Genomic DNA, 23,261 nt, shown 5'->3' with positions numbered 1-23,261 from the left:
CCACCGGAGTGGACCAGGACGGGCGACGCGCCCTGGTCGGTCTCCATGGCCGGGGCGCCGGGCCAGCGGCCGGAAGAGGGGACTTCCCGCTCCGGCCGTCGGGTCTCGCCTCTCCCCGCCGCGGTGTCCCTCGCGGTGACCTCCCCACTCCGGCGGGTGACAGCGGTCCGCCGCGACCTGCGCCTTCGCCGACACCGGGCAGGGCCCGTCGCACACCGGCCCTCTGACCTCGTAAGGTCTTGTCCGTGTTGGAGGAGATGCGGATACGGTCGCTCGGAGTCATCGACGACGCGGTCATCGAGCTGTCGCCCGGTTTCACCGCGGTGACCGGCGAGACGGGCGCGGGCAAGACCATGGTCGTCACCAGCCTTGGGCTGCTGCTGGGCGGTCGCGCCGACCCCGCCCTGGTGCGGATCGGTGCGGCGTCCGCCGTAGTCGAAGGGCGCATCAGCGTGCCCGCCGGCGCGTCCGCGGCGGTACGGGCCGAGGAGGCGGGCGCCGAGCTCGACGACGGCGCGCTGCTCGTCAGCCGGACGATCTCGGCCGAAGGGCGTTCCCGGGCGCACCTCGGCGGGCGTTCCGTGCCCGTCGGGCTGCTCGCCGAACTCGCCGACGACCTCGTCGCCGTCCACGGACAGACCGACCAGCAGGGGTTGCTCAAGCCGGCCCGGCAGCGGGGCGCGCTCGACCGGTACGCGGGCGACGCGGTCGCCGCGCCGCTCGCCACCTACACCGAGGCGTACCGGCGACTGCGCGCCGTCACCACCGAACTGGACGAGCTGACCACGCGCGCGCGGGAGCGGGCCCAGGAGGCCGACCTGCTGCGCTTCGGCCTCGGCGAGATCGAGGCGGTCGAGCCGCGCGCCGGCGAGGACGTGGAGCTGGCCGCCGAGGCGGAACGCCTCGGTCACGCCGAGGCCCTGGCCTCCGCCGCGTCCCACGCCCACGGCGCGCTCGCGGGCGATCCCGAGGATCCCGAGTCCGTCGACGCGACGACCCTCGTCGCCGGGGCCGGCCGGGCGCTGGACGCGGTCCGCTCGCACGACCCCGCGCTCGCCGCGCTCGCCGACCGGATCGGTGAGATCTCCATCCTGCTCTCGGACGTGGCCGGGGAACTGGCGGGCTACGCGGACAACCTGGACGCCGACCCGCGCAGGCTCTCCGCCGTCGAGGAGCGGCGCGCCGCCCTGACCGGGCTGACCCGCAAGTACGGCGAGGACATCAACGCCGTCCTCGCCTGGGCGCAGGAGAGCGCCGGCCGGTTGACCGAGCTGGAGGGTGACGACGAGCGCATCGGCGAGCTGACCGCCGAGCGCGACAAGCTGCGGGCGGAGCTGTCCGGTCTCGCCCAGGCCCTCACCGACGCCCGTACGGAGGCGGCCGCGCGGTTCGCCGACGCGGTGACCGCCGAGCTGGCCTCGCTCGCCATGCCCCACGCGCGCGTGTCCTTCGACATCCGGCAGACCGAGGACCCGGACGGTGTGGAGGTGGGCGGCCGCCGCGTCGCGTACTCCTCGTCCGGCGCCGACGAGGTCGAGCTGCTGCTCGCCCCGCACCCCGGCGCCCCGCCCCGGCCGATCGCCAAGGGGGCGTCCGGCGGTGAGCTGTCACGGGTGATGCTCGCCGTGGAGGTCGTCTTCGCGGGGACCGATCCGGTCCCGACCTATCTCTTCGACGAGGTCGACGCGGGTGTCGGCGGCAAGGCGGCCGTCGAGATCGGACGTCGCCTCGCGAAGCTCGCCAAGTCCGCGCAGGTCGTCGTCGTCACCCACCTTCCGCAGGTGGCGGCCTTCGCCGACCGGCAGTTGCTCGTCGAGAAGACCAACGACGGCTCGGTGACCCGCTCCGGCGTCACCGTCCTGGAGGGCGAGGACCGAGTACGAGAACTGTCCCGGATGCTGGCCGGCCAGGAGGACTCGGAGACGGCCCGGGCGCACGCGGAGGAACTGCTGGCGACGGCCCGCGCGGACGGCTGACGCCTGGATTGCCGACGTGCCGGCCGCACGCCCGGACCGCGCCCGGACCGCGCCGACGGCTGACGCCGTCATCAGCGACCGTCAGCGCCGCCCCCTCCCGGGATCACCCGTGTGAGTGATCCCGGGCGCGGAGTTGCTGCGCCCGACACGGGAACGACGCCGCACCGGTGCCGGAACGTGCGTACGGACTGGCATCCTTGGGCGCGTGACACAGCTGCGTACGGTCCAAGTGCTGGGCGGCGGCAGCGCGGGCAGCAGCGCACACGTCAGATCACTTGCCGCGGGGCTCGTGGCCAGGGGAGTGCGGGTGACCGTCTGCGCCCCGGCCGAACTCGACCGCGTCTACGACTTCCTCGGCGCCGGGGCGCACTTCGTGCCCGTCGCGCGCCGCAACGACCCCGCGACCGTCGCCGCGCTGCGCCTCGCGTGCGCCGGAGCGGACGTGGTCCACGCGCACGGGCTGCACGCCGCCGTCCGCACGGGTCTCGCCCTCGGCGGCGGACGCACCCCCCTCGTCGTCACCTGGCACACCCGTAGCCACGCCGACGGTGCGCGGGGCGGACTGCTGCGACTCCTGGAGCGAAGGACCGTACGGGCGGCGGCCGTTGTTCTCGGGACGTCCTCCGAACTGGTCGACCGGGCCCGCCGCCGGGGCGCCCGCGACGCCCGTCTGGCACCGATCACCATCCCGGCCGCCCGAAGCCCCTTCGGCCCGCACGACGGCAAGGCGCGCGCCGAACTGGGCGCCGTCGAGCGGCCGCTGCTGATGGCCGTCGGCAGTCTCGTGCCCGACCGCGGGTACGACATACTCCTCGACGCGGCCCAGCGGTGGCGGGACCTCGACCCCCAGCCGCTGCTCGTCATCGCGGGCGAGGGGCGCGAGCGGGCCGCGCTGCAACGGCGGATCGAGGCGGAGGCACTTCCGGTCCGGCTGATCGGCCGCCGCGACGACATCACCGAACTCCTCGCCGCCGCGGACGTCGCGATCCTTCCGTCCCGTTGGGAGGCCCGCTCCCTCCTGGCCCAGGAGGCCCTGCGCCTCGGCGTCCCCCTGGTCGCCACCTCGGTCGGCGGAGTCCCGGAACTCGTCGGGGACGCCGCGGAGCTGGTGCCGTACGGGGACATGGAGGCGCTCGCGGAGGCGGTGACCGGGCTGCTGGCCGACGGGGACCGGCGCGCGGCACTGTCGGCGGCGGGCCGGGCGCAGGCGTCGACCTGGCCGACGGAGGACGAGACCATCGCGCAGGTCCTGAGTGTGTACGACGAGCTGACGGAGGCGTAGGGCCAGGTCCCGGCCCGCTCCGCGCTGTACCCGCCACCGTGTGCTCCGCGCCCACGGGGCACACGGCCGGGCTCTGGCCCGCACCGCGCCCACGGGGCCGTACGGCAGGATCCTGGGCCCCTCCCGCTACGCCACCGTGTGCCTCCGCGCCCTCAGCGCCAGCGACAGCGCCAGGACCGTTTGCGGATCGTCCAGGTCCGTACCCAGGAGTTCGGAGATGCGGCCCAGCCGGTTGTACAGCGTCTGACGGTTCAGGTGGAGCTCGCGGGCCGTTTCCGCCTTGCGGCCCGCGTGCGCCAAGTAGGTCTCCAGAGTCGGCAGCAGGGGCGGCCGCGAGGACCGGTCGTGGTCCCGCAGCGGGCCGATCGCCCGGTCCACGAAGGCCGCCAGGTCAGGATGGTCCCGCAGCCGCCACAGCAGCAGGTCGATGTCCAGCCGGCGGGCGTCGTACCAGGGACGGTCCGAGAGGCCCTGCGCGGCCGTCGCCGTCTCGGCCGCGTGCCGCAGCCCCGCCGACGCCGCCGCCCAGCTGCCCGGGACACCGACGACCACGACCGGCGGATGGACCCCGGCGCGTTCCAGGCCGGCCCGCTCCACGCCCGCCCGCAGCGCCGCGGCGACCCGGTCCGCGACCGCCGTACGCTCCGACTCCGACCGCAGGCCCAGCAGCAGGGGCACCCGGCCCTCCACGGGACGCACACCCAGCAGCACCGGTACGCCCACCGACGACAGCTCTTCCAGTACGGCCCGGGCCAGCAGGGCCCAGTTGCCGGACGGGGAGAGTTCCGAGGCCAGCCGCATGACCACCGGCAGCAGCGGCCCGTCGCCCGGCTTGAAGCCGAGGACCCGGGCCTGCGCGGGCGCGTCCTCAGCCGTGATCCGGCCCTCCGCGAGGTCGGTGAGGAAGTCGCCCCGGCCGCGCGCCGCCAGCTCCTCCTCCTGCCGGGCCTGCATCAGGACCACCGCGAGGATGCCCGCCGCCCGCTCGGCCGCCATCCGGTGGACGAGGGACAGCGGCGTCGACACGGCGAGCAGCACCAGACGGGCCCGTACGGCGCCCGTCCCCGGTCCTCCGCCAGGGACGTCCACCAGGACCGCTCCCGTCGGCGGGGCCTCCCTCGCCTCCCGCTGTCCGCGCAGTCCGTCCCACACCTGGAGCGGGTCGGCCGCGGCCGGGCCGGACTCGGTCCCCGCCGCGTAGAGCAGCTGGCCGTCCGCCGTCTCCAGGAAGACCGGGTTCGCGGTGAAGTCGGCGAGGATCCGCAGGACCTGGGGGACTCCTCCGCCGCCGAGCAGCGCCTCCGTGCACTGCCGGTGGACCTCCTCGGCCTGCCGAAGGAGCGCGTAGTGGCCGTTGACGATCTCGGTGTGGATCTCCTCGGTCACCGCCACGAACGGCACCTCGCGATGCAGCTGGACCAGCGGCAGACCGGCCGCCCGCGCCGTGTCCACTATCGTCGCCGGCAGCCGGGAGAACCGCGGGCCGAGTTCCACGACGAGCGCCGCGATCCCGCGGTCCGCGAGCCGCCGGACGAAGGCCCGCTGCTCGGCGGGGCGGGTCCCGAGCCCCAGGCCGGTCGTCAGCAGCAGCTCGCCGCCCTTGAGCAGTGACGCGATGTTGGGCACCTCGCCGGCGTGTACCCAGCGCACCGTGCGGTGCAGCCGGTCGGCGCCGGCGACCACTTCCGGGAGTCCGCCGCGCAGTCCGGGCAGCTCAAGCGCCCGCTGCACGGTGATCCCGCCCTGATTGTCCATACGTCCGGACGCTACCCGCGTCGATGTTCCGGCAACATCACCCCACGGTCACAAGCGTGGTGTTCCGGCCGTCTGACCCGACAACTCGTCGCCCCCGCCCGGCATTTGTGCGACCGCCTGTCGATTGTGGTCTACGTCACCCCGGAGGATGGTGTCGCGCCATGGCAGAGAACCCCACCCCAGAGGTGCAGCGGCTCAAGGCGAACTCCGTCGGACTCGTCGGCGTCGTCTTCATGGCCGTGGCGACCGCCGCACCGATCACGGCGATGACCGGCAACGTTCCCATCGCCGTCGGCTTCGGCAACGGCACCGGCGCGCCCGCCGGCTATCTCTTCGCGACCGTCGTCCTGACCGTCTTCTCGGTCGGCTATGTCGCCATGGCGAAGCGGATCACCGCCGCGGGCGCCTTCTACGGCTACATCTCCCACGGCCTCGGCCGCATCGCCGGAATGGCCTCGGGGATGCTCGCCGTCCTCGCGTACATCGTCTTCGAGGCCTCGATCGTCGGCGTCTTCGCCTACTTCACGAAAACGACGGTCGCCGACCAGCTCGGTGTCGACCTGCCGTGGATCGTGTACGCGGCGGGAATGCTCGCGGTGACCGCCGTCCTCGCGTACTTCGACATCAACCTCACCGCCAAGGCGCTCGGCGTGATGCTGATCGCCGAGATCGCGGTGCTGTTCGCGGTGGCCACCGCCGTCCTGCTCGCGGGCGGCGGCCCGGACGGCATACCGGTCGAGCCGATCAACCCCGTGAACGCCTTCACCGGCAGCTCCGCCGGCCTGGGGCTCTTCTTCGCCTTCTGGTCCTGGGTCGGCTTCGAGTCGACCGCGATGTACGGCGAGGAGTCCCGCGACCCCAAGCGGGTGATCCCCAAGGCGACCCTGATCTCCGTCGTCGGGGTCGGGCTCTTCTACATCTACGTCTCCTGGATGACCATCGCGGGCAACGGCCTGAGCGGCGCGGTGAAGGCGTCGGGCTCCACCAGCCCCCTCGACCTCTTCTTCGACCCGGCCCGCTCCTTCATCGGCGCCTGGGCCGTCGACGCCTTCCAATGGCTGCTGCTCACCGGCTCCTTCGCCTGCGGCATGGCGTTCCACCAGTGCGCCTCGCGCTATCTGTACGCGATCGGCCGCGAGGGCTTCCTGCATCCCGCGCTCGGACGCACCCACCCCCAGCACGGCTCCCCGTACATCGCCTCCTACGTCCAGTCGGCGATCGCCGTCGTCCTCGTCGGTGTCTTCTGGGTCACCGGCCAGGACCCGTACATCCACCTGTACACGCTGCTCGCCATCCTCGGCACGATGGCGATCCTGATCGTCCAGACCCTCTGTTCCTTCGCCGTCATCGGCTACTTCCGCAAGAACCACCCCGAGGACCGGCACTGGTTCAGGACCTTCACCGCCCCGCTGCTCGGCGGCATCGGCATGATCGCCGTCGTCGTCCTGTTGGTGATCAACATGGACACGGCGGCAGGCACGGCAGCCGACTCGCTCGTCTTCAAGGCCATCCCGTGGATCGTCGGAGCGGTGTGCTTCGGCGGCCTCGGCCTCGGCTTCTACCTGCGGGCCAAGCGCCCCGAGCGCTACGAGATCATCGGCCGGATCGTCCTCGAGGACGCGGCCGAACGCGAAGAGACCCCCACCGCCGCCACCGTCTGAGGAGCCAGCCATGTCCCGTACGCCTCTGATGCACGCCCTGAGACGACTCGCCGCCGAACACTCCGCCGCCAGGCGCCTGGACCTGCCCGTGGCCGAGGTGCGCGGCTCCACCCGGCGCGAGCTGCTGACCCGGGCGGCCGCCCTCGGTCTCGCCGCCGGGATCGGAGGGGCCGCCGTCCGGCCCGCCCCGGCCCGCGCCGCCGAATCCGCCGCCGCACCCCGGATCGCCGTGGTCGGTGCCGGGATCTCCGGGCTCACCGCGGCCCTCACCCTCAAGGACGCGGGTCTGAACTGCACGCTCTACGAAGCCAATCCGTCGCGTGTCGGCGGCAGGATGTGGACCCAGCGCGACCTCTGGTCGAACGGCCAGACCTCCGAGATCGGCGGCGAGCTGATCGACACCAGCCACAAGAAGATCCTTGAGCTCTGTCGCCGCTTCGGGCTTCCTGTCGAGGACTTCCTCGGCGGCGGACCGAACGGAGCCGAGGAAGTCCTGTGGTTCCAGGGCACCTACTATTCCCGGACCCGGGCCGACGAGGACTTCAAGGCGGTCTACCAGTCCCTCCACCGCGATCTGTCCGAGGCGGGTGAGGTGAAGTGGAACCAGACCACCCCGGCCGGCACCGCACTCGACAACATGTCGATATACGAATGGATCGACACGCGCGTCCCCGGCGGACACGGCTCCCCGCTCGGCCGGTTCATCGACGTCGCCTACAACGTCGAGTACGGCGCGGAGACCACCGAGCAGTCCGCGCTCGCCCTGGTCCTGCTCATGGGCTACCAGACCAATCCCGGCGACTTCAACGTCTGGGGCCTGTCCAACGAGCGCTACCACATCACCGGCGGCAACGACCAACTCCCACGCGCGATCGCCCAGTCCCTGCCCGCCGGAACCCTGCGCATGGGCTGGTCCCTGACCGCCGTCCGCGCCAACGCCGACGGCACCCAGACGCTGACCTTCACCGAGGGCGGTTCCACCAGGACCGTCACCGCGGACCGCACCATCCTCTGCGTCCCGCTGCCCATCCTCCAGGGCCTCGATCTGTCCCGAGCCGGATTCGACCCGCTCATGACGAACCTGCTGCGGGACGCCCGTATGGGGTACTGCACCAAGCTCAACATGCAGTTCTCGTCGAGGCCCTGGCGCGGCACGGGCCCCTGGCCCGGAGTGTCGGCGGGCGACTGCTTCACCGACACCACGGTCCAGCAGACCTGGGACACCACGAAGATCCAGCCTGGGGCCGGCGGCATCCTCCTCCAGTACGGCGGCGGCGACCTCGCCAGGTCGCTCACGCCGGCCGGGCCCTTCTCCACCCAGACGGACCCGTATGTACGCGACCTCGCCGCGCGGTACCTCGCGGGCATCGACGCGTTCTTCCCCGGCACCTCCGGGGCCTTCACCGGCAGGGCCCAGCTGTCCGCCTGGCACCGCAACCCGTACTCCCTGGGCGCCTACTCGTGCTGGCCGGTGGGGTACCTCCACCGCTACGCCGGGTACGAGGGCACCCCGCAGGGCCGCGTCCACATCGGCGGCGAGCACTGCAGCTACGACTTCCAGGGCTTCATGGAGGGCGGCGCCACCGAGGGCGAGCGGGCCGCGCGGGAGGTGATCGCCGCGCTCCGATAGCCGACTCGGCTCCGACGGCCCTATTCGGGGGCCGGCTCGATGTTGTGGTTGAGCCGGAAGACGTTGTCGGGGTCGTACTCGGCCTTGATCGCGGCAAGGCGCCGGTAGTTGCCGGCGCCGAAGCCGGAGACGACCCGTTCCCTGCCCTCCTGGCCGGTGAAGTTGAGGTAGACGGCCCCGGTGGACCACGGCTCGACGTCCTCGCGGACGTCATGGACCCACTTCCTGCCGCGGTCGTCGTCCGCCGGGTCGTCCCAGATCCCGAAGGGGTGGGTGGCCCAGGGAGCCTGGCGCCAGGGGATCGGGTACTCGGCCCCCGTCCTCGCCAGCGCGCCGCCCAGCGGGAACAGCACATGCTGACTGCCGGACGGAACGATCATGCTGTGGGCGCGGGCGCAGAATCGGTCCACGGCCTCGTCGGGGAGGGCGTCGAGATACTCGGCGGACCAGTAGTTCCGCAGCCCGGGCGGATCGTCGAGCATGCACTGGAAGTCGGCGTAGGGCAGCGCGCCGATCACCTCGCCCTCGTGCGGGATGTCCAGCAGGGGCCCGGACAGCTCGCGTACCTGGGCCTCGGTGCCCGCGTAGGTCACCAGCGCCCCGCACAGCAGCTGTCCCACCAGGTGCTCCGGTACGAACTCCTCGGGCGGCGCGGTCATGTAGACGGCCCCGCCCCCGGCCTCGTCCGGCGCCGAAGCCAGGAGGTCGCGGTAGGTCCGGACCACCTCCGGACCCCGCTCCGGCAGGTAGAGGATCAGCGCCATGGCGAAGGAGGGCAGCGGATGCAGCCGCAGCGTCATCGCCGTGGCCACCCCGAAGTTGCCGCCGCCGCCGTGCAGCGCCCAGAAGAGCTCCGGGTTCTCGTCGCCGCTCGCGTGGACGGACACGCCCTCCGCGGTGACGAGGTCGACGGAGACCAGGTTGTCGCAGGCGAGCCCGTGCAGGCGCTCCAGCCAGCCGGAGCCCCCGCCCAGGGTGAAGCCGCCGACGCCGGTGGTGGAAGCGCGGCCGCCGGTCGTCGCCAGGCCGTACGGCTCCGCCGCCCGGTCCATGTCGCTCATGATGGCGCCGCCGCCGAGACGCACCGTACGGACCTCGGCATCGACGTCCGCCGAATTCAGCCGGCGGAGGTCCACGACCAGACCGCCCTCGACGAGGGCCGTACCCGCCACGCTGTGCCCGCCACCGCGGACCGCGATCGCCAGCTCGTGCTCACGCCCGAAGCGGACCGCCCGGGCCACGTCCTCCTCGGAGCCGCACTGGGCGATCACTGCGGGATGCCGGTCGATCATGCCGTTGAAGACCTTGCGGGCCTCGTCGTAGCCCGGATCGCCGGGGACGAGGACATCGCCGGACAGTTCCTCGCGGAAGCCGTCCAGAGCCGTGCTCTTCACGCTGTTCTTCACGCCGGGGGGAGCCATGGTGCCCCCTTCCAAGGGGCGACAGGACCATTTCAGACTAGCCCGGAAGGGGACCGACGACGCGTCGAACGGTCCCCGGCCCCCGCCGGCTAGCCGCCGTACGCCCCGCTCGCCGTCAGCCGCAGCGCCGTGTCGATCAGCGGAACGTGACTGAAGGCCTGCGGGAAGTTCCCCACCTGCCGCTGCAGCCGCGGGTCCCACTCCTCGGCGAGCAGACCGAGGTCGTTGCGCAGCCCGAGCAGCTTCTCGAAGAGCCTGCGCGCCTCGTCCACCCGCCCGATCATCGCCAGGTCGTCCGCGAGCCAGAACGAGCACGCGAGGAACGCGCCCTCGTCGCCCTCCAGGCCGTCCACGCCCGCGTCCTCGCCGGCCGTCGGATACCGCAGGACGAAGCCGTCCTCGGTCGACAGCTCACGCTGGATCGCCTCGATCGTGCCGATGACACGCTTGTCGTCCGGCGGCAGAAAGCCCATCTGCGGAATCAGCAGCAGCGAGGCGTCCAGCTCCTGCGAGCCGTACGACTGCGTGAAGGTGTTCCGCTCCTTGTCGTACCCCTTCTCGCAGACATCGCGGTGGATGTCGTCCCGCAGCTCCCGCCAGCGCTCCAGCGGGCCGTCCGCGTCCCCGGACTCGATCAGCTTGATCGTCCGGTCGACGGCGACCCAGGCCATCACCTTGGAGTGCACGAAGTGCCGGCGCGGCCCGCGCACCTCCCAGATGCCCTCGTCGGGCTGGTCCCAGTGGTTCTCCAGGTAGCGGATCAGCTTCAGCTGGAGCAGCGAGGCGTAGTCGTTGCGCGCCAGACCCGTCATATGGCCGAGGTGCAGCGCCTCGGTGACCTCGCCGTACACATCGAGCTGCAGCTGGTGCGCGGCGCCGTTGCCGACCCGCACCGGACTCGAGTTCTCGTATCCCGGCAGCCAGTCCAGCTCCGCCTCGCCCAGCTCGCGCTCGCCCGCGATGCCGTACATGATCTGCAGGTTCTCCGGGTCGCCGGCGACCGCGCGAAGCAGCCACTCGCGCCAGGCGCTGGCCTCCTCGCGGTAGCCGGTGCGCAGCAGCGAGGAGAGGGTGATCGCGGCGTCCCGCAGCCAGGTGTAGCGGTAGTCCCAGTTCCGTACGCCACCGATCTCCTCCGGCAGCGAGGTGGTGGGGGCGGCGACGATCCCGCCGGTCGGCGCGTACGTCAGCGCCTTCAGGGTGATCAGCGAACGGACCACGGCCTCGCGGTAGGGCCCGTGGTACGTGCAGTGCTCGACCCACCCCCGCCAGAAGTCCGCGGTCGCGTCGAGCGCGCCCTCGGGGTCGGGGAGCGCCGGCGGCTGGTGGTGGGAGGGCTGCCAGCTGATCGTGAAGGCGATCCGCTCGCCGGGGGTGACGGTGAAGTCGGAGTACGTCGTCAGGTGCTCGCCGTGCGTTTCGACGGCGGTATCCAGCCAGACGGAGTCGGGCCCGGCGACGGCGACCGTACGCCCGTCCACCTTGTGCACCCACGGCACCACACGGCCGTAGCTGAAGCGCATCCGCAGCGCCGAGCGCATCGGGACGCGCCCGCTCACGCCTTCCACGATGCGGATCAGCTGCGGGGCGCCGTCACGCGGCGGCATGAAGTCCGTGATGCGGACGGTGCCGCGCGGCGTGTCCCACTCGGACTCCAGGATGAGCGAGTCGCCGACATACCGGCGGCGGTCGGCGGCCGGTGGGGTGGTGCCCTCCGCGTGCGCGGGCCCCACCCGCCAGAAGCCGTGGTCCTCCGTGCCGAGAAGCCCGGCGAAGATGGCGTGCGAGTCGAAGCGGGGCAGGCACAGCCAGTCCGCCGAGCCGTCCCGGCAGACCAGGGCAGCGGTCTGCATGTCTCCGATGAGTGCGTAATCCTCGATGCGCCCGGCCACGTGCATCTCCAGTCGAACGGCCACGTCCGCCCCGCGGGGCGCTTACTGAGTCTCACATGACTCTGTGTCTCACATGAGTCTCTGCGGTCAAGGGATCGTTGACGAGCTCTTGTTCCGGTGGGCGGGGGTGGTGCCGTTGGCCGGCCTGGCTCGGCAGCGAGTGTCCGAGCAGGATACGACGCACGGTGATGATCTGCGCGACCGCCTTGGCAACACGGCGCGGCCGAACGCTTGACTCAAGGGTGGCGAAGGGGTGAACCCCCGGGGGTCGTCGCCCGAAGTGCACGGACGACTGCCGCGCGTGGCCGGAAGCAGCCGCCCGCCGTCGCTGATACCCTGGTACCCCGTGGACCGGTGGTCGCCCTGTGAAATCCAGGGGCCCCGAAACCGCAGCGACGGCACCCCCGAAATCTGGGCGGAAGCCGGTACGCACCTCGACTCAGCGACCACGGGAGCCCCCTCTTGGCGATGCCGCCCAAATCCACGACGACCAAGCACATCTTCGTCACCGGGGGTGTCGCGTCCTCCCTCGGCAAGGGCCTGACCGCCTCCAGCCTGGGTGCGCTGCTCAAGGCGCGGGGTCTTCGCGTCACCATGCAGAAGCTCGACCCGTACCTGAACGTCGACCCGGGCACGATGAACCCGTTCCAGCACGGCGAGGTGTTCGTCACCAACGACGGCGCCGAGACGGACCTGGACATCGGTCACTACGAGCGCTTCCTCGACGTCGACCTCGACGGCTCGGCCAACGTCACCACCGGCCAGGTCTACTCGCAGGTCATCGCCAAGGAGCGGCGCGGCGAGTACCTGGGCGACACCGTCCAGGTCATCCCGCACATCACCAACGAGATCAAGCACCGCATCCGCCGCATGGCCACCGACGACGTCGACGTCGTCATCACGGAGGTCGGCGGCACGGTCGGTGACATCGAGTCGCTGCCGTTCCTGGAGACCGTCCGCCAGGTCCGCCACGAGGTCGGCCGGGACAACGTCTTCGTCGTGCACATCTCGCTGCTGCCCTACATCGGCCCGTCGGGCGAGCTGAAGACCAAGCCGACCCAGCACTCGGTCGCCGCCCTGCGCAACATCGGTATCCAGCCCGACGCGATCGTGCTGCGCGCCGACCGTGACGTCCCGACCGCCATCAAGCGCAAGATCTCGCTGATGTGCGACGTCGACGAGGCCGCGGTGGTCGCCGCCATCGACGCCAAGTCGATCTACGACATCCCGAAGGTGCTGCACACCGAGGGCCTGGACGCCTACGTCGTGCGCAAGCTCGACCTGCCGTTCCGCGATGTCGACTGGACCACCTGGGACGACCTGCTGGACCGCGTCCACAACCCCGACCACGAGGTCACGGTCGCGCTCGTCGGCAAGTACATCGACCTGCCCGACGCCTACCTCTCGGTCACCGAGGCGATGCGGGCCGGCGGCTTCGCGAACAAGGCCCGGGTCAAGGTCAAGTGGGTCACCTCCGACGACTGCAAGACCCCGGCCGGGGCGAAGAAGCAGCTCGGTGACGTCGACGCCATTCTCATCCCCGGTGGCTTCGGCGACCGCGGCGTGAGCGGCAAGGTCGGCGCCATCCAGTACGCCCGCGAGAACAAGGTCCCGCTGCTGGGTCTGTGCCTGGGCCTGCAGTGCATCGTGATCGAGGCCGCGCGGAACCTGGCCGAGATCCCGGACGCCAACTCGACCGAGTTCGACCCCGCGACCGCCCACCCCGTCATCTCGACGATGGAGGAGCAGCTCGCGTACGTCGAGGGCGCCGGCGACCTGGGCGGCACGATGCGTCTCGGCCTCTACCCGGCGAAGCTCGCCGAGGGCTCGATCGTCCGTGAGGTCTACGACGACCAGCCCTACGTCGAGGAGCGCCACCGCCACCGCTACGAGGTGAACAACGCCTACCGCGCGGAGCTGGAGAAGAAGGCGGGCATCGTCTTCTCGGGCACCTCCCCCGACAACAAGCTCGTCGAGTACGTCGAGTACCCGCGCGAGGTGCACCCCTACCTGGTCGCCACCCAGGCGCACCCGGAACTGCGGTCGCGTCCGACCCGCCCGCACCCGCTGTTCGCGGGCCTGGTGAAGGCGGCCGTGGAGCGCAAGACGGGCAAGTAGCGCACAGGCGATACGGTTGACCGGGGTACGAGCCTTCTTCAGGCACGTGCCCCGGTTTTCTGTGCGAGGGAGGACGTCTTCATGACCATCAAGGACACGCCCGAGGAGTGGCGGGTCACCGCGACCGCGACCCCGTTCCGGGGGAACAAGACCAGTGTCCGGGCCGACGACGTCGTCATGCCCGACGGGTCGGTCGCACGCCGCGACTACCAGGTCCACCCCGGTTCGGTGGCCGTCCTCGCCCTCGACGACGAGGGCCAGGTCCTGATCCTGCGCCAGTACCGCCACCCGGTGCGCCAGAAGCTGTGGGAGATCCCGGCCGGCCTGCTGGACGTCCCCGGTGAGAACCCGCTGCACGCGGCGCAGCGGGAGCTGTACGAGGAGGCGCACGTCAAGGCGGAGGAGTGGAACGTCCTGACGGACGTCTACACGACGCCGGGCGGCTGCGACGAGGCCGTACGGATCTTCCTCGCGCGGGGCCTTTCGGCGGCGGAGGGCGAGCGCTTCGAGGTCGCCGAGGAAGAGGCGGACATGGAGCTGGCGCGGGTGCCGCTGGAGGATCTGGTGAAGGGCGCGCTGGCGGGCGAGCTCCACCACAACTGCCTGGTGGTGGGCGCCCTCGCCCTGACGGTCGTGCTCAACGGCCCGGGCCTCGACACCCTGCGCCCGGCGGAAGCGGAATGGCCGGCGAGGCCGTTCGAGGCGTAGGCCCCGGGGGCGGTGGCTCGTCCCGGTGGCTCATCCCGTCGTGAGGTTTCGGGAGCCCGGGCGCGGCCCGGCGGTTCCAGTGCGCCGGTCCGTGCCCCGGGTCCCTTCGCCCCCTCCCCGCCCCGAGGGCCGCTCCAACGGACCCGTGGTGTGACGATCCGCTGATCCGATCGGGGGACCCGTCGGTCGCGCTCCGCCGGGAACCGGAACCGGCCTGAACTACGCTCGGGATCACCCGTCCGGAGACCCGACGGGTTCGGCTCGTGCGCAGTGGACGGGAGCGTGGCCCGTGACGGATCAGGCGGTGGGCGTGGGCGGCGTCGGCCGGGAGCGCGCCCGGCGCGGTCCCGGTGGGCAGCCGACCGGGACACCGACACCCACGGACCGTCAGTTCTTCGGCAGACAGCGCGAGTTGAAAGCCCTGCGCGCCGACATCCAGCGCGCGGGCCTGGACACCATCTCCGGCCGCAAGGCCCCTCGTGCGCGTGTGCTGCTCATCGCCGGACGCCCCGGCTCCGGCCGTACCGCGCTCGCCGAAGAGCTCGCCGCCTCGCTCGCCGAGGACTACCCCGACGGCGTTCTCCGGGCCCGGCTGACCGAGCCCGGGGGAGAGCGCGTCCCCACCGAGCGGACCGCCCGGGACCTCCTGGACACGCTCGGGATCCCCGCCCCCGCCGGCGCGGACGGCGATGAGCTGTCCGAGATGGTCCGGGAGGCCCTTGCCGTCCGCCGCGCGCTGCTGCTCCTCGACGACGCCCGTGACGCCGAGCAGGTCGACCCCCTGCTGCCGGACAACCCCGACTGCCTGGTCGTCGCCGTCGCCCGGGGGCCGCTCACGGGCATCCCCGACGTCCGCCCCTGCACCCTCGGGGGGCTGGACACGAAGTCCGCGATCGAACTCCTCGAACGGTTCACCGGTTCCGTACGGATCACCGTCGACCCGCAGTCCGCCGAGACGCTGACCGAGGTCTGCGGCGGCCAGCCCGCCGCGCTCGTCCTGGCGGGTGGCTGGCTGGCCGCGCGCCCCAAGGCGTCCGTCGCCGATCTGGCCAAGCGATTGCACGCCCTGCCCGGCGATCCGCTGGCCCGCGCGTTCCACATGGTGTACGAGTCCCTGTCGGGGCCGACCGGCCGCCTGCTCCGGCTGCTGGCCCTCGCGCCCCTCGGCCTCGCCGACGCGCACACCGCGTCCGCGCTGGCCGGCTGCTCCGTCTCCGCCGCCCAGTCGACGCTCGACGACTTCGCCGCCGCCGGGCTGCTGCGGACCGGGGAAGACGGGGAGTACGAGGTGCCCGGGCATCTCGTCCCCGTCCTGCGCGCGCTCCTGGAGGAGCGGGACCGGCCCGGGGAGCTGCAGCTCGCCCGGGCGCGGATGCTGGAGCGGACGGTGCGGCTCCTCCAGTCCTGCCGGGCGGTCACCGAGCCGGAGGGCTCGCCCGCCCGCCGCAAGCTCGCCGGACTGCCCCGCGCCCTGCGCTTCCCCTCTCCGCGGGCCGCCGCCGACTGGCTGCGGACCCGGCAGCCCGTGCTGCTGGCCTGCGCCCGGCTGGCCGTCGCCGACGGGGAGCTGGACACGCTGGCCCGCCGGCTGATCGCCGCCCTGGTCAGGGCCCTGAGCGCACACCGGGGCGCCGAGGCCGCGGCCCCCGAGCTGTACGGGCTGCACCAGCTGGTCCTCGGCGTCGCCGAGCGGCGCGGACTGCACCGCGAGCGGGCCGCCGCCCTGCTGAATCTCGCCGATCTGGACGCCGGAACCGGCCGGACCGAGTCCGCCCTGGCCCGCTACCGGGCGGCGCTGGACGCCGGACGGGCGGCGAACGACCCGTACGCGATCGGCCGCGCGATGGAATCCGTAGGCGGTTCCTACCAGGAGCTGGGGGACTGGCAGCGGGCCGCCGACTGGTACGGACGGGCGCTCTCCCACCGCCTCGCCCGGGACGAGCGGGCGGACCAGGCGCGGCTGTACGGGCGCCTCGGCGCGGTGCACACCTACGCGGGGCGCTACGGCGAGGCGCTGCGGAACTGGCGAGCGGCTGCCGCCGGCTACCGGCGGCTCGCCGATCTGCCGGGCTACGCACGGGCGTTGAGCGAGGCCGCCCGGGTCCAGGAGTACGCCGGCCGGCCCGAGGAATCGCTGCGTACCTGCGAGGAGGCCGTCGAGTGGGCGCGCCGGGCCGAGGACGTACGGCTCCAGGCCGCGCTGCAGCTCAGGCTGGCCGACACCCTCGACCGGCTCGGGGACCCGGCCGCCGCCAGGCTGCACCGCGCCACGGCCGAACGTCTTCTGGGAACCGAGGACTCTGCCTACGAAATCCGCAGTGCTTTCGACGAAGATTAATGCTTTGCAAGGCTAGACAGAGGGAACTCCTTCATTAGACTGGGTGAGCCGCAACCGTTCGCGGTCTACCCCGGTGTGCCGCAGTGCGCCCGGGTATGTATGGCATTGCCCCAGTAATCCCCCTGAGCCAAGGACCGTGATCGACGATGAAGGTCGGCATCCCCCGCGAGGTCAAGAACAACGAGTTCCGGGTGGCCATCACCCCCGCTGGTGTGCACGAGCTCGTGCGCCACGGCCACCAGGTCTTCATCGAGCAGAACGCCGGTGTCGGCTCCTCGATCACGGACGACGAGTTCGTCTCCGCCGGCGCGCAGATCCTGCCGACCGCCGACGAGGTCTGGGCCACCGCCGACCTGCTGCTGAAGGTCAAGGAGCCCATTGCCGAGGAGTACCACCGCCTCCGCAAGGACCAGACGCTCTTCACCTACCTCCACCTCGCCGCGTCCCGCGAGTGCACGGACGCCCTGCTGGAGTCCGGCACCACCGCCATCGCGTACGAGACCGTCGAGACCGCGAACCGTGCGCTGCCGCTGCTCGCCCCGATGTCCGAGGTCGCGGGCCGCCTGGCCCCGCAGGTCGGCGCCTACCACCTGATGCGCTCGGTCGGCGGCCGTGGTGTGCTCCCCGGCGGCGTCCCCGGCACCCACGCCGGTGAGTGCGTCGTCATCGGCGGTGGCGTCTCCGGCTGGAACGCCACTCAGATCGCCGTCGGCATGGGCTTCCACGTCACCCTGCTCGACCGCGACATCAACAAGCTCCGCGAGGCCGACAAGATCTTCGGCACCAAGGTGAAGACGATCGTCTCCAACGCCTACGAGCTGGAGAAGGCCGTCGTCGAGGCCGACCTCGTCATCGGCGCCGTCCTCATCCCGGGCGCCAAGGCCCCGAAGCTGGTCACCAACGAGCTCGTCGCCAAGATGAAGCCCGGAAGTGTCCTTGTCGACATCGCGATCGACCAGGGCGGCTGCTTCGAGGACTCGCACCCGACCACCCACGCCGAGCCGACCTTCCAGGTCCACAACTCGGTCTTCTACTGCGTCGCCAACATGCCGGGCGCGGTCCCGAACACCTCCACCTACGCGCTGACCAACGCCACGCTGCCCTACATCGTGTCGCTGGCGAACAACGGCTGGGTCGAGGCGCTGCGCCGCGACTCCGCGCTCGCCCTGGGCCTCAACACCCATGACGGCAAGGTGGTTTACAAGGAGGTCGCCGAGGCGCACGGCCTCGAGCACCTGGAGCTCAGCAGCCTGCTCGGCTGACCTCGGGCGGCGCTCCGTCAATACGCGCCGTCAACCTCACGCATCCGGCCGGACCTTGTCGACCAAGGTCCGGCCGCATGTGTGTCCGGACACTTTGTGACCCTCGTTCAACTCGCCTCGAACGTAACCCTTTAACCGTTTCGCACACCCCCGAAACGTGGCGATGCACAGCCGTGCACCCTTGACATCACGGTGTTCCATTGCCGACACATCGGGCCGGGTCCGGCGGATTGTGTTGCTGCGGAGCGGTGACACGCCATAGAGTCGCCAACCGTCGGCATGGTGCCACGCTGACGAATCGATAAGTTTCCTGGTCATGTCCAAGGAGGTAAGACGACTTGTGAATGAGTCGACATTTACTCCCCGAGGTGGTCAACCAGGAACTCCCCGCCGACGCCCGGGGGGCGTGGGGGAGGTGCCCCCAGCGAGGGGCCTGGTCCCGTCACCGGGGCAGTCCGGGCTCGAGGCTGTCGGCTCCGTCGCTGTCCGAACCTTCGCGACCAACCAGCACACGACGACAGCCCACACGATGAAGATGATGGACGGCCTACACGTGAACGCCACGGCCGGCAACGAGAGTGGCCGAGAGTCCACCCACTTCGCCGCCTACGACGAGGTGCCCGAGGGGCACTTCTACGACCCTGACGCCGAGTACGAGCCCGACCCCGAGTACGCGGCCACCCTCGCACCCGACGCTGCCCGCCAGCGCCGCGAGCGGATCGGCCCCACGGGACGTCCCCTGCCGTACTTCCCGATCCCGGGCCCGCTGGCAGAGCACGGACCCGCGACGATCATCGCCATGTGCAACCAGAAGGGCGGCGTCGGCAAGACGACGTCGACCATCAACCTGGGCGCCGCGCTCGCCGAGTACGGCCGGCGGGTGCTGCTCGTCGACTTCGACCCGCAGGGCGCCCTGTCCGTCGGCCTCGGTGTGAACCCGATGGAGCTCGACCTCACCGTCTACAACCTGCTCATGGAGCGGGGCATGTCGGCGGACGAGGTGCTGCTCAAGACCGCCGTGCCCAACATGGACCTGCTGCCGAGCAATATCGACCTCTCGGCCGCGGAAGTGCAGTTGGTGAGCGAGGTCGCGCGCGAGTCGACGCTCCAGCGGGCCCTGAAGCCGCTGATGCAGGACTACGACTACATCGTGATCGACTGTCAGCCCTCGCTCGGTCTGCTGACCGTGAACGCGCTGACGGCGGCTCACAAGGTGATCGTGCCGCTCGAGTGCGAGTTCTTCGCGCTGCGCGGCGTGGCCCTGCTGACGGAGACCATCGAGAAGGTCCAGGAGCGGCTCAACCCCGACCTGGAGCTCGACGGCATCCTCGCCACGATGTACGACTCGCGGACCGTGCACAGCCGTGAGGTCCTGGCGCGTGTCGTCGAGGCCTTCGACGACCACGTCTACCACACGGTGATCGGGCGGACCGTGCGCTTCCCGGAGACCACGGTCGCCGGTGAGCCCATCACCACCTACGCCTCCAACTCCGTCGGCGCCGCCGCCTACCGCCAGCTCGCCAGGGAGGTGCTCGCCCGGTGTCACGCCGAGTGAGTCTGCCCGGGGCCGACGAGCTGTTCCGTACGACCGGGGGCATGGGGCTGCAGGCGTCGTCACCGCGGCGGGGCGCCAACGGGGAGCCACGGGTGCCGGCGCCGGCGGGGGAGAGCGACACGGAGGCGGCTCAGACGCCGCCCCCGTCCTCGCCCGCCCCGTCGTCGCAGGAGCACTCGGCCGCCGACGCGGAGAACGCCGAGCCGCGGTCCCGTACGCCGGAGGCGGAGGCGCCCCGCGCGCCCCGGCGCTCGGGCGACGACGCCGCCGCGCGGCGGCGGGCCCGGGCGGCGAACCGGCGGCCCAGCGGACGTGAGCGCCACGACGAGAAGATCACGGTCTATGTCTCCGCCGAGGAGCTGATGGACCTGGAGCACGCCCGCCTGGTGCTCCGCGGGGAGCACGGCCTGGCGGTCGACCGCGGCCGGATCGTCCGTGAGGCGGTCGCGGTGGTCCTCGCGGACCTGGAGTCCCGGGGCGACGCGAGCATCCTCGTACGGCGCCTGCGCGGACGCTGAGGGTAGCCTGCGGGCCTGCCTGCCGCTCCTCGCTCCTCCCTGGACCACGATGCCCCCGACGGACGACCCCTCCGCCCCCGCCTCCCGCCGCCGCACCCTGGGCCGGGGCCCGGGGGCCGGCCCGTCGGCGCCTCCGTCACCCCCGCCCGCGAAACCGGCCACCGCGCCCCAGGACCCCTCGCGAGACGACACCGGGACGCCCACAGCCGAGGACCCGTCGGCCCAGGCGGCCCCCAACCAGGTGGCCGCGGGTCTGTGGGGCCCGGCATCCCGGGGCCCGGCACCCCAGGCGCCCGCAGCCGAGAGGCGCTCGGCCCAGGCGGGCACGGACCTGTCGGCACCCGCACCCACGGACCAGGCGGCCACTGGCCGGGGGGCCATGGGCCCGGCATCCACGGGCCCGGCATCCACGGGCCCGGCATCCACGGGCCCGGTGGCCCCGGACCCGGCGGCCCCGGCAGTCGTGGCCGCGGCGCCCCCGGTGGTGGCGGAAGCGCCCGCGTCGCCTCCCGTCCCGGTCGCGGAGGCCGCTCCCGAAGGGCGGGAGCAGCCCTCCGGCGACGGGCGCTTCACCGTGCGGCTGGTGAACTTCGAGGGGCCCTTCGATCTGCTCCTGCAGCTCATCTCCAAGCACAAGCTCGACGTGACCGAGGTCGCCCTCTCCAAGGTGACCGACGAGTTCATGGCCCACATCCGGGCCATGGGACCCGACTGGGACCTCGACCAGACCACCGAGTTCCTCGTCGTCGCCGCGACCCTGCTCGACCTCAAGGCCGCCCGGCTGCTGCCCGCCGCCGAAGTGGAGGACGAGGCCGATCTCGCGCTGCTGGAGGCGCGGGACCTGCTCTTCGCCCGCCTCCTCCAGTACCGCGCGTACAAGCAGATCGCCGCGATCTTCGGAGACCGCTGGGAGGCCGAGGGGCGGCGCTACCCCCGGACCGTCGGTCTCGAGCCCCATCACGCCGAGCTGCTCCCCGAGGTCGTCATCAGCATCGGCGCCGAGGGATTCGCCCGGCTCGCCGTCAAGGCCATGCAGCCGAGGGCCAAGCCGCAGGTGTACGTGGACCACATCCACGCGCCGCTGGTGAGCGTCCAGGAGCAGGCCGCCGTGGTGGTCGCGCGGCTGCGGGAGCGCGGGGCCGTGAGCTTCCAGGAGCTCGCGGAGGACGCCGGTGACACCCTCACCGTCGTCGCCCGCTTCCTCGCCCTGCTGGAGCTCTACCGCGACAAGGCCGTCGCCCTCGACCAGGACGACGCCCTGGGCGAGCTGACCGTCACCTGGACCGGCGGGGAGACCGTGACCGTCACCGATGAATTCGACCGCGCACCCGAGACCCCGGAGGAGAAGGCATGAGTGAGCTCAAGCCCGCCCTCGAAGCCGTCCTCATGGTCGTCGACGAGCCCGCCACCGAGGAACACCTCGCCAAGGTTTTGGAGCGGCCGAGACGGGAGGTGGCCGACGCCCTGCGCGAGCTCGCCGACGAGTACACCCTCCAGGGCCGAGGCTTCGAGCTGCGCCTCGTCGCCGGCGGCTGGCGCTACTACACCCGTCCCGAGCACGCCGACGCCGTCGAGCGCTTCGTGCTCGACGGCCAGCAGGCGCGGCTCACCCAGGCCGCCCTGGAGACTCTCGCGGTCGTCGCCTACCGCCAGCCGGTCAGCCGTTCGCGGGTGTCGGCGGTGCGCGGAGTGAACTGCGACGGCGTCATGCGCACCCTCCTCCAGCGCGGTCTGGTCGAGGAGGCGGGCGCGGAACCCGAAACAGGTGCGATCCTGTACAGGACGACGAACTACTTTCTGGAGCGGATGGGCCTGCGCGGCCTGGACGAGCTCCCGGAGCTCGCGCCCTTCCTCCCCGAGGCGGAGGCGATCGAGGCCGAGACCCAGGAAGGGGTCCCGTCGTTCGATCCGGATGCACCGGATTCCGAGGACGCAGACGACAAGACGGAACTTTGATGCGAAGCAGCAGCGGCAGGAACAGCAGCGGAAACAACGGCGGGAGCCGTGGTGGCAACAGCGGCGGCCGCGGCAGCAGCGGCGGGCGCGGCGGTAAGCCGGGCGCCGGCGGTGGGCGCGACGACAGGCAGAAGCGCGCGGGCAAGCCCCGCCCGGAGGAGCGCCGCTACGACGTGGGCGGCCCCTCCGAGGCGCCGAAGAAGGGGCGCGGCAGCGCAGCCCGCGGCGGCGCGAAGGGTGGCCCCAAGCAGTCCCCGCAGCAGAGCGGCCGCCGTACCGCGCCCGCGCGCTCCCGTGAGTACGACGCCCGTACCGAGGAGCGCAACCGGGAGCGGTACGCGAACAAGCCGGAGGTCAAGACCCCGAAGACCTTCCCGGGCGCCGAGCAGGAGGGCGAGCGGCTGCAGAAGATCCTCGCCCGGGCCGGCATGGGCTCGCGCCGCGCGTGCGAGGAGCTCATCGAGCAGGCCCGCGTCGAGGTCAACGGCCAGATCGTCACCGAGCAGGGCCTGCGCGTCGACCCCGAGAAGGACGAGATCAAGGTGGACGGCCTGACCGTCGCCACCCAGTCGTACCTCTTCTTCGCGCTGAACAAGCCGGCCGGTGTGGTCTCCACCATGGAGGACCCGGACGGCCGCCAGTGCCTCGGCGACTACGTCACCAACCGTGAGACGCGGCTCTTCCACGTCGGCCGGCTGGACACGGAGACGGAGGGCATCATCCTGCTCACCAACCACGGCGAGCTGGCCCACCGCCTCACGCACCCCAAGTACGGCGTCAAGAAGACCTATCTCGCCGCGATCCAGGGCCCGCTCCCGCGTGACCTCGGCAAGCAGCTGAAGAACGGCATCCCGCTGGAGGACGGCTACGCCCGCGCCGACCACTTCCGGGTCGTCGAGAACACCGGCAAGAACTACCTGGTCGAGGTCTCGCTGCACGAGGGCCGCAAGCACATCGTGCGCCGGATGCTCGCCGAGGCGGGCTTCCCGGTCGACAAGCTCGTGCGCACGGCCTTCGGCCCGATCGGCCTCGGCGACCAGAAGTCGGGCTGGCTGCGCCGCCTGACCAACACCGAGGTCGGCATGCTGATGAAGGAAGTCGGTCTCTAGGACTTCGGGACACTTCCCGGCAGACCCGTACGAAAAGCCCGCAGCCGTCCAGGCTGCGGGCTTTTCGTGCTTGTCGGGGC

16 protein-coding genes are annotated in these 23,261 nt (G+C 71.9%); 13 read left to right on the top strand and 3 right to left on the bottom strand.

Going from position 1 to position 23,261, the window contains the following annotated elements:
- Positions 1-257 precede the first annotated feature (257 nt).
- Positions 258-1,976 carry a DNA repair protein RecN gene (gene recN, locus ACZ7J0_RS26510; protein ID WP_470891420.1) on the top strand — a complete coding sequence of 573 codons (1,719 nt, stop codon included), beginning with the start codon at positions 258-260 and terminating at the stop codon, positions 1,974-1,976.
- 205 nt (positions 1,977-2,181) lie between these two features.
- Positions 2,182-3,258 carry a glycosyltransferase family 4 protein gene (locus ACZ7J0_RS26505; RefSeq protein WP_470891389.1) on the top strand — a complete coding sequence of 359 codons (1,077 nt, stop codon included), beginning with the start codon at positions 2,182-2,184 and terminating at the stop codon, positions 3,256-3,258.
- Between the two features lie 126 nt (positions 3,259-3,384).
- Here the strand turns inward: ACZ7J0_RS26505 and ACZ7J0_RS26500 are convergent, their stop codons facing one another.
- Positions 3,385-5,013: a PucR family transcriptional regulator gene (locus ACZ7J0_RS26500; RefSeq protein WP_470891387.1), complete on the bottom strand. Its 1,629-nt coding sequence runs from the start codon at positions 5,011-5,013 to the stop codon at positions 3,385-3,387.
- Positions 5,014-5,174: 161 nt separating this feature from the next.
- Here ACZ7J0_RS26500 and ACZ7J0_RS26495 point away from each other — a divergent pair, with 161 nt between their 5' ends.
- Positions 5,175-6,674, top strand: a complete 1,500-nt coding sequence (locus tag ACZ7J0_RS26495) for an APC family permease (protein ID WP_470891385.1) — start codon at positions 5,175-5,177, stop codon at positions 6,672-6,674.
- Between the two features lie 10 nt (positions 6,675-6,684).
- Entirely contained in the window at positions 6,685-8,304 is a 1,620-nt protein-coding gene (locus tag ACZ7J0_RS26490) for a flavin monoamine oxidase family protein (RefSeq protein ID WP_470891383.1), read from the top strand.
- Positions 8,305-8,324: 20 nt separating this feature from the next.
- On the opposite strand, the gene ACZ7J0_RS26485 is transcribed toward ACZ7J0_RS26490, so the two are convergent.
- Positions 8,325-9,725, bottom strand: coding sequence for an FAD-binding oxidoreductase (locus tag ACZ7J0_RS26485; protein WP_470891381.1), 1,401 nt, complete (start codon positions 9,723-9,725; stop codon positions 8,325-8,327).
- A gap of 89 nt (positions 9,726-9,814) precedes the next feature.
- Positions 9,815-11,617: a glycoside hydrolase family 15 protein gene (locus ACZ7J0_RS26480; RefSeq protein ID WP_470891418.1), complete on the bottom strand. Its 1,803-nt coding sequence runs from the start codon at positions 11,615-11,617 to the stop codon at positions 9,815-9,817.
- A 468-nt stretch (positions 11,618-12,085) separates the two neighbouring features.
- On the opposite strand from ACZ7J0_RS26480, the gene ACZ7J0_RS26475 reads away from it, so the two are divergent.
- The 9 genes from ACZ7J0_RS26475 to ACZ7J0_RS26435 all read left to right on the top strand — a co-directional run bounded on the left by ACZ7J0_RS26475 (position 12,086) and on the right by ACZ7J0_RS26435 (position 23,181).
- A complete protein-coding gene (locus ACZ7J0_RS26475) occupies positions 12,086-13,735 on the top strand; it encodes a CTP synthase (protein ID WP_470891379.1) in 1,650 nt (549 codons plus the stop codon).
- A gap of 81 nt (positions 13,736-13,816) precedes the next feature.
- Positions 13,817-14,443, top strand: coding sequence for an NUDIX domain-containing protein (locus ACZ7J0_RS26470; RefSeq protein WP_470891377.1), 627 nt, complete (start codon positions 13,817-13,819; stop codon positions 14,441-14,443).
- Between the two features lie 289 nt (positions 14,444-14,732).
- Positions 14,733-16,781 (top strand): tetratricopeptide repeat protein, encoded by a 2,049-nt coding sequence (locus ACZ7J0_RS26465; RefSeq protein ID WP_470891375.1) that lies wholly within the window; start codon positions 14,733-14,735, stop codon positions 16,779-16,781.
- 146 nt (positions 16,782-16,927) lie between these two features.
- Entirely contained in the window at positions 16,928-18,043 is a 1,116-nt protein-coding gene (gene ald, locus ACZ7J0_RS26460; RefSeq protein ID WP_468709687.1) for an alanine dehydrogenase, read from the top strand.
- A 529-nt stretch (positions 18,044-18,572) separates the two neighbouring features.
- Complete coding sequence (locus ACZ7J0_RS26455) at positions 18,573-19,598, top strand: ParA family protein (protein WP_468709684.1); 1,026 nt, start codon at positions 18,573-18,575, stop codon at positions 19,596-19,598.
- Entirely contained in the window at positions 19,583-20,116 is a 534-nt protein-coding gene (locus ACZ7J0_RS26450) for a hypothetical protein (protein WP_470891372.1), read from the top strand. The genes ACZ7J0_RS26455 and ACZ7J0_RS26450 overlap by 16 nt, the downstream gene beginning before the upstream one ends.
- A 49-nt stretch (positions 20,117-20,165) precedes the next feature.
- Positions 20,166-21,470 carry a segregation and condensation protein A gene (locus ACZ7J0_RS26445; RefSeq protein WP_470891370.1) on the top strand — a complete coding sequence of 435 codons (1,305 nt, stop codon included), beginning with the start codon at positions 20,166-20,168 and terminating at the stop codon, positions 21,468-21,470.
- The gene (scpB, locus tag ACZ7J0_RS26440) at positions 21,467-22,072 is read left to right on the top strand and encodes an SMC-Scp complex subunit ScpB (protein WP_468709679.1); all 606 of its coding nucleotides are present in this window, start codon (positions 21,467-21,469) and stop codon (positions 22,070-22,072) included. The genes ACZ7J0_RS26445 and scpB overlap by 4 nt, the downstream gene beginning before the upstream one ends.
- Entirely contained in the window at positions 22,072-23,181 is a 1,110-nt protein-coding gene (locus tag ACZ7J0_RS26435; protein ID WP_470891367.1) for a pseudouridine synthase, read from the top strand. Before scpB ends, ACZ7J0_RS26435 begins: the two co-directional genes overlap by 1 nt.
- The last annotated feature ends 80 nt before the right edge of the window (positions 23,182-23,261 follow it).

This window comes from Streptomyces sp. NPDC038280 (genome assembly GCF_055600045.1).
Note: the sequence above shows the minus strand (reverse complement) of the source record. Positions and strands in the feature narration are given on the sequence as shown.

Coding starts and splice junctions, on each gene's coding strand:
- scpB (WP_468709679.1), top strand. CDS start 21,467: ATGAGTGAGCTCAAGCCCGCCCTCGAAGCCGTCCTCATGGTCGTCGAC.
- recN (WP_470891420.1), top strand. CDS start 258: ATGCGGATACGGTCGCTCGGAGTCATCGACGACGCGGTCATCGAGCTG.
- ACZ7J0_RS26445 (WP_470891370.1), top strand. CDS start 20,166: ATGCCCCCGACGGACGACCCCTCCGCCCCCGCCTCCCGCCGCCGCACC.
- ACZ7J0_RS26455 (WP_468709684.1), top strand. CDS start 18,573: ATGAAGATGATGGACGGCCTACACGTGAACGCCACGGCCGGCAACGAG.
- ald (WP_468709687.1), top strand. CDS start 16,928: ATGAAGGTCGGCATCCCCCGCGAGGTCAAGAACAACGAGTTCCGGGTG.
- ACZ7J0_RS26475 (WP_470891379.1), top strand. CDS start 12,086: ATGCCGCCCAAATCCACGACGACCAAGCACATCTTCGTCACCGGGGGT.
- ACZ7J0_RS26485 (WP_470891381.1), bottom strand. CDS start 9,725: ATGGCTCCCCCCGGCGTGAAGAACAGCGTGAAGAGCACGGCTCTGGAC.
- ACZ7J0_RS26470 (WP_470891377.1), top strand. CDS start 13,817: ATGACCATCAAGGACACGCCCGAGGAGTGGCGGGTCACCGCGACCGCG.
- ACZ7J0_RS26490 (WP_470891383.1), top strand. CDS start 6,685: ATGTCCCGTACGCCTCTGATGCACGCCCTGAGACGACTCGCCGCCGAA.
- ACZ7J0_RS26435 (WP_470891367.1), top strand. CDS start 22,072: ATGCGAAGCAGCAGCGGCAGGAACAGCAGCGGAAACAACGGCGGGAGC.
- ACZ7J0_RS26500 (WP_470891387.1), bottom strand. CDS start 5,013: ATGGACAATCAGGGCGGGATCACCGTGCAGCGGGCGCTTGAGCTGCCC.
- ACZ7J0_RS26495 (WP_470891385.1), top strand. CDS start 5,175: ATGGCAGAGAACCCCACCCCAGAGGTGCAGCGGCTCAAGGCGAACTCC.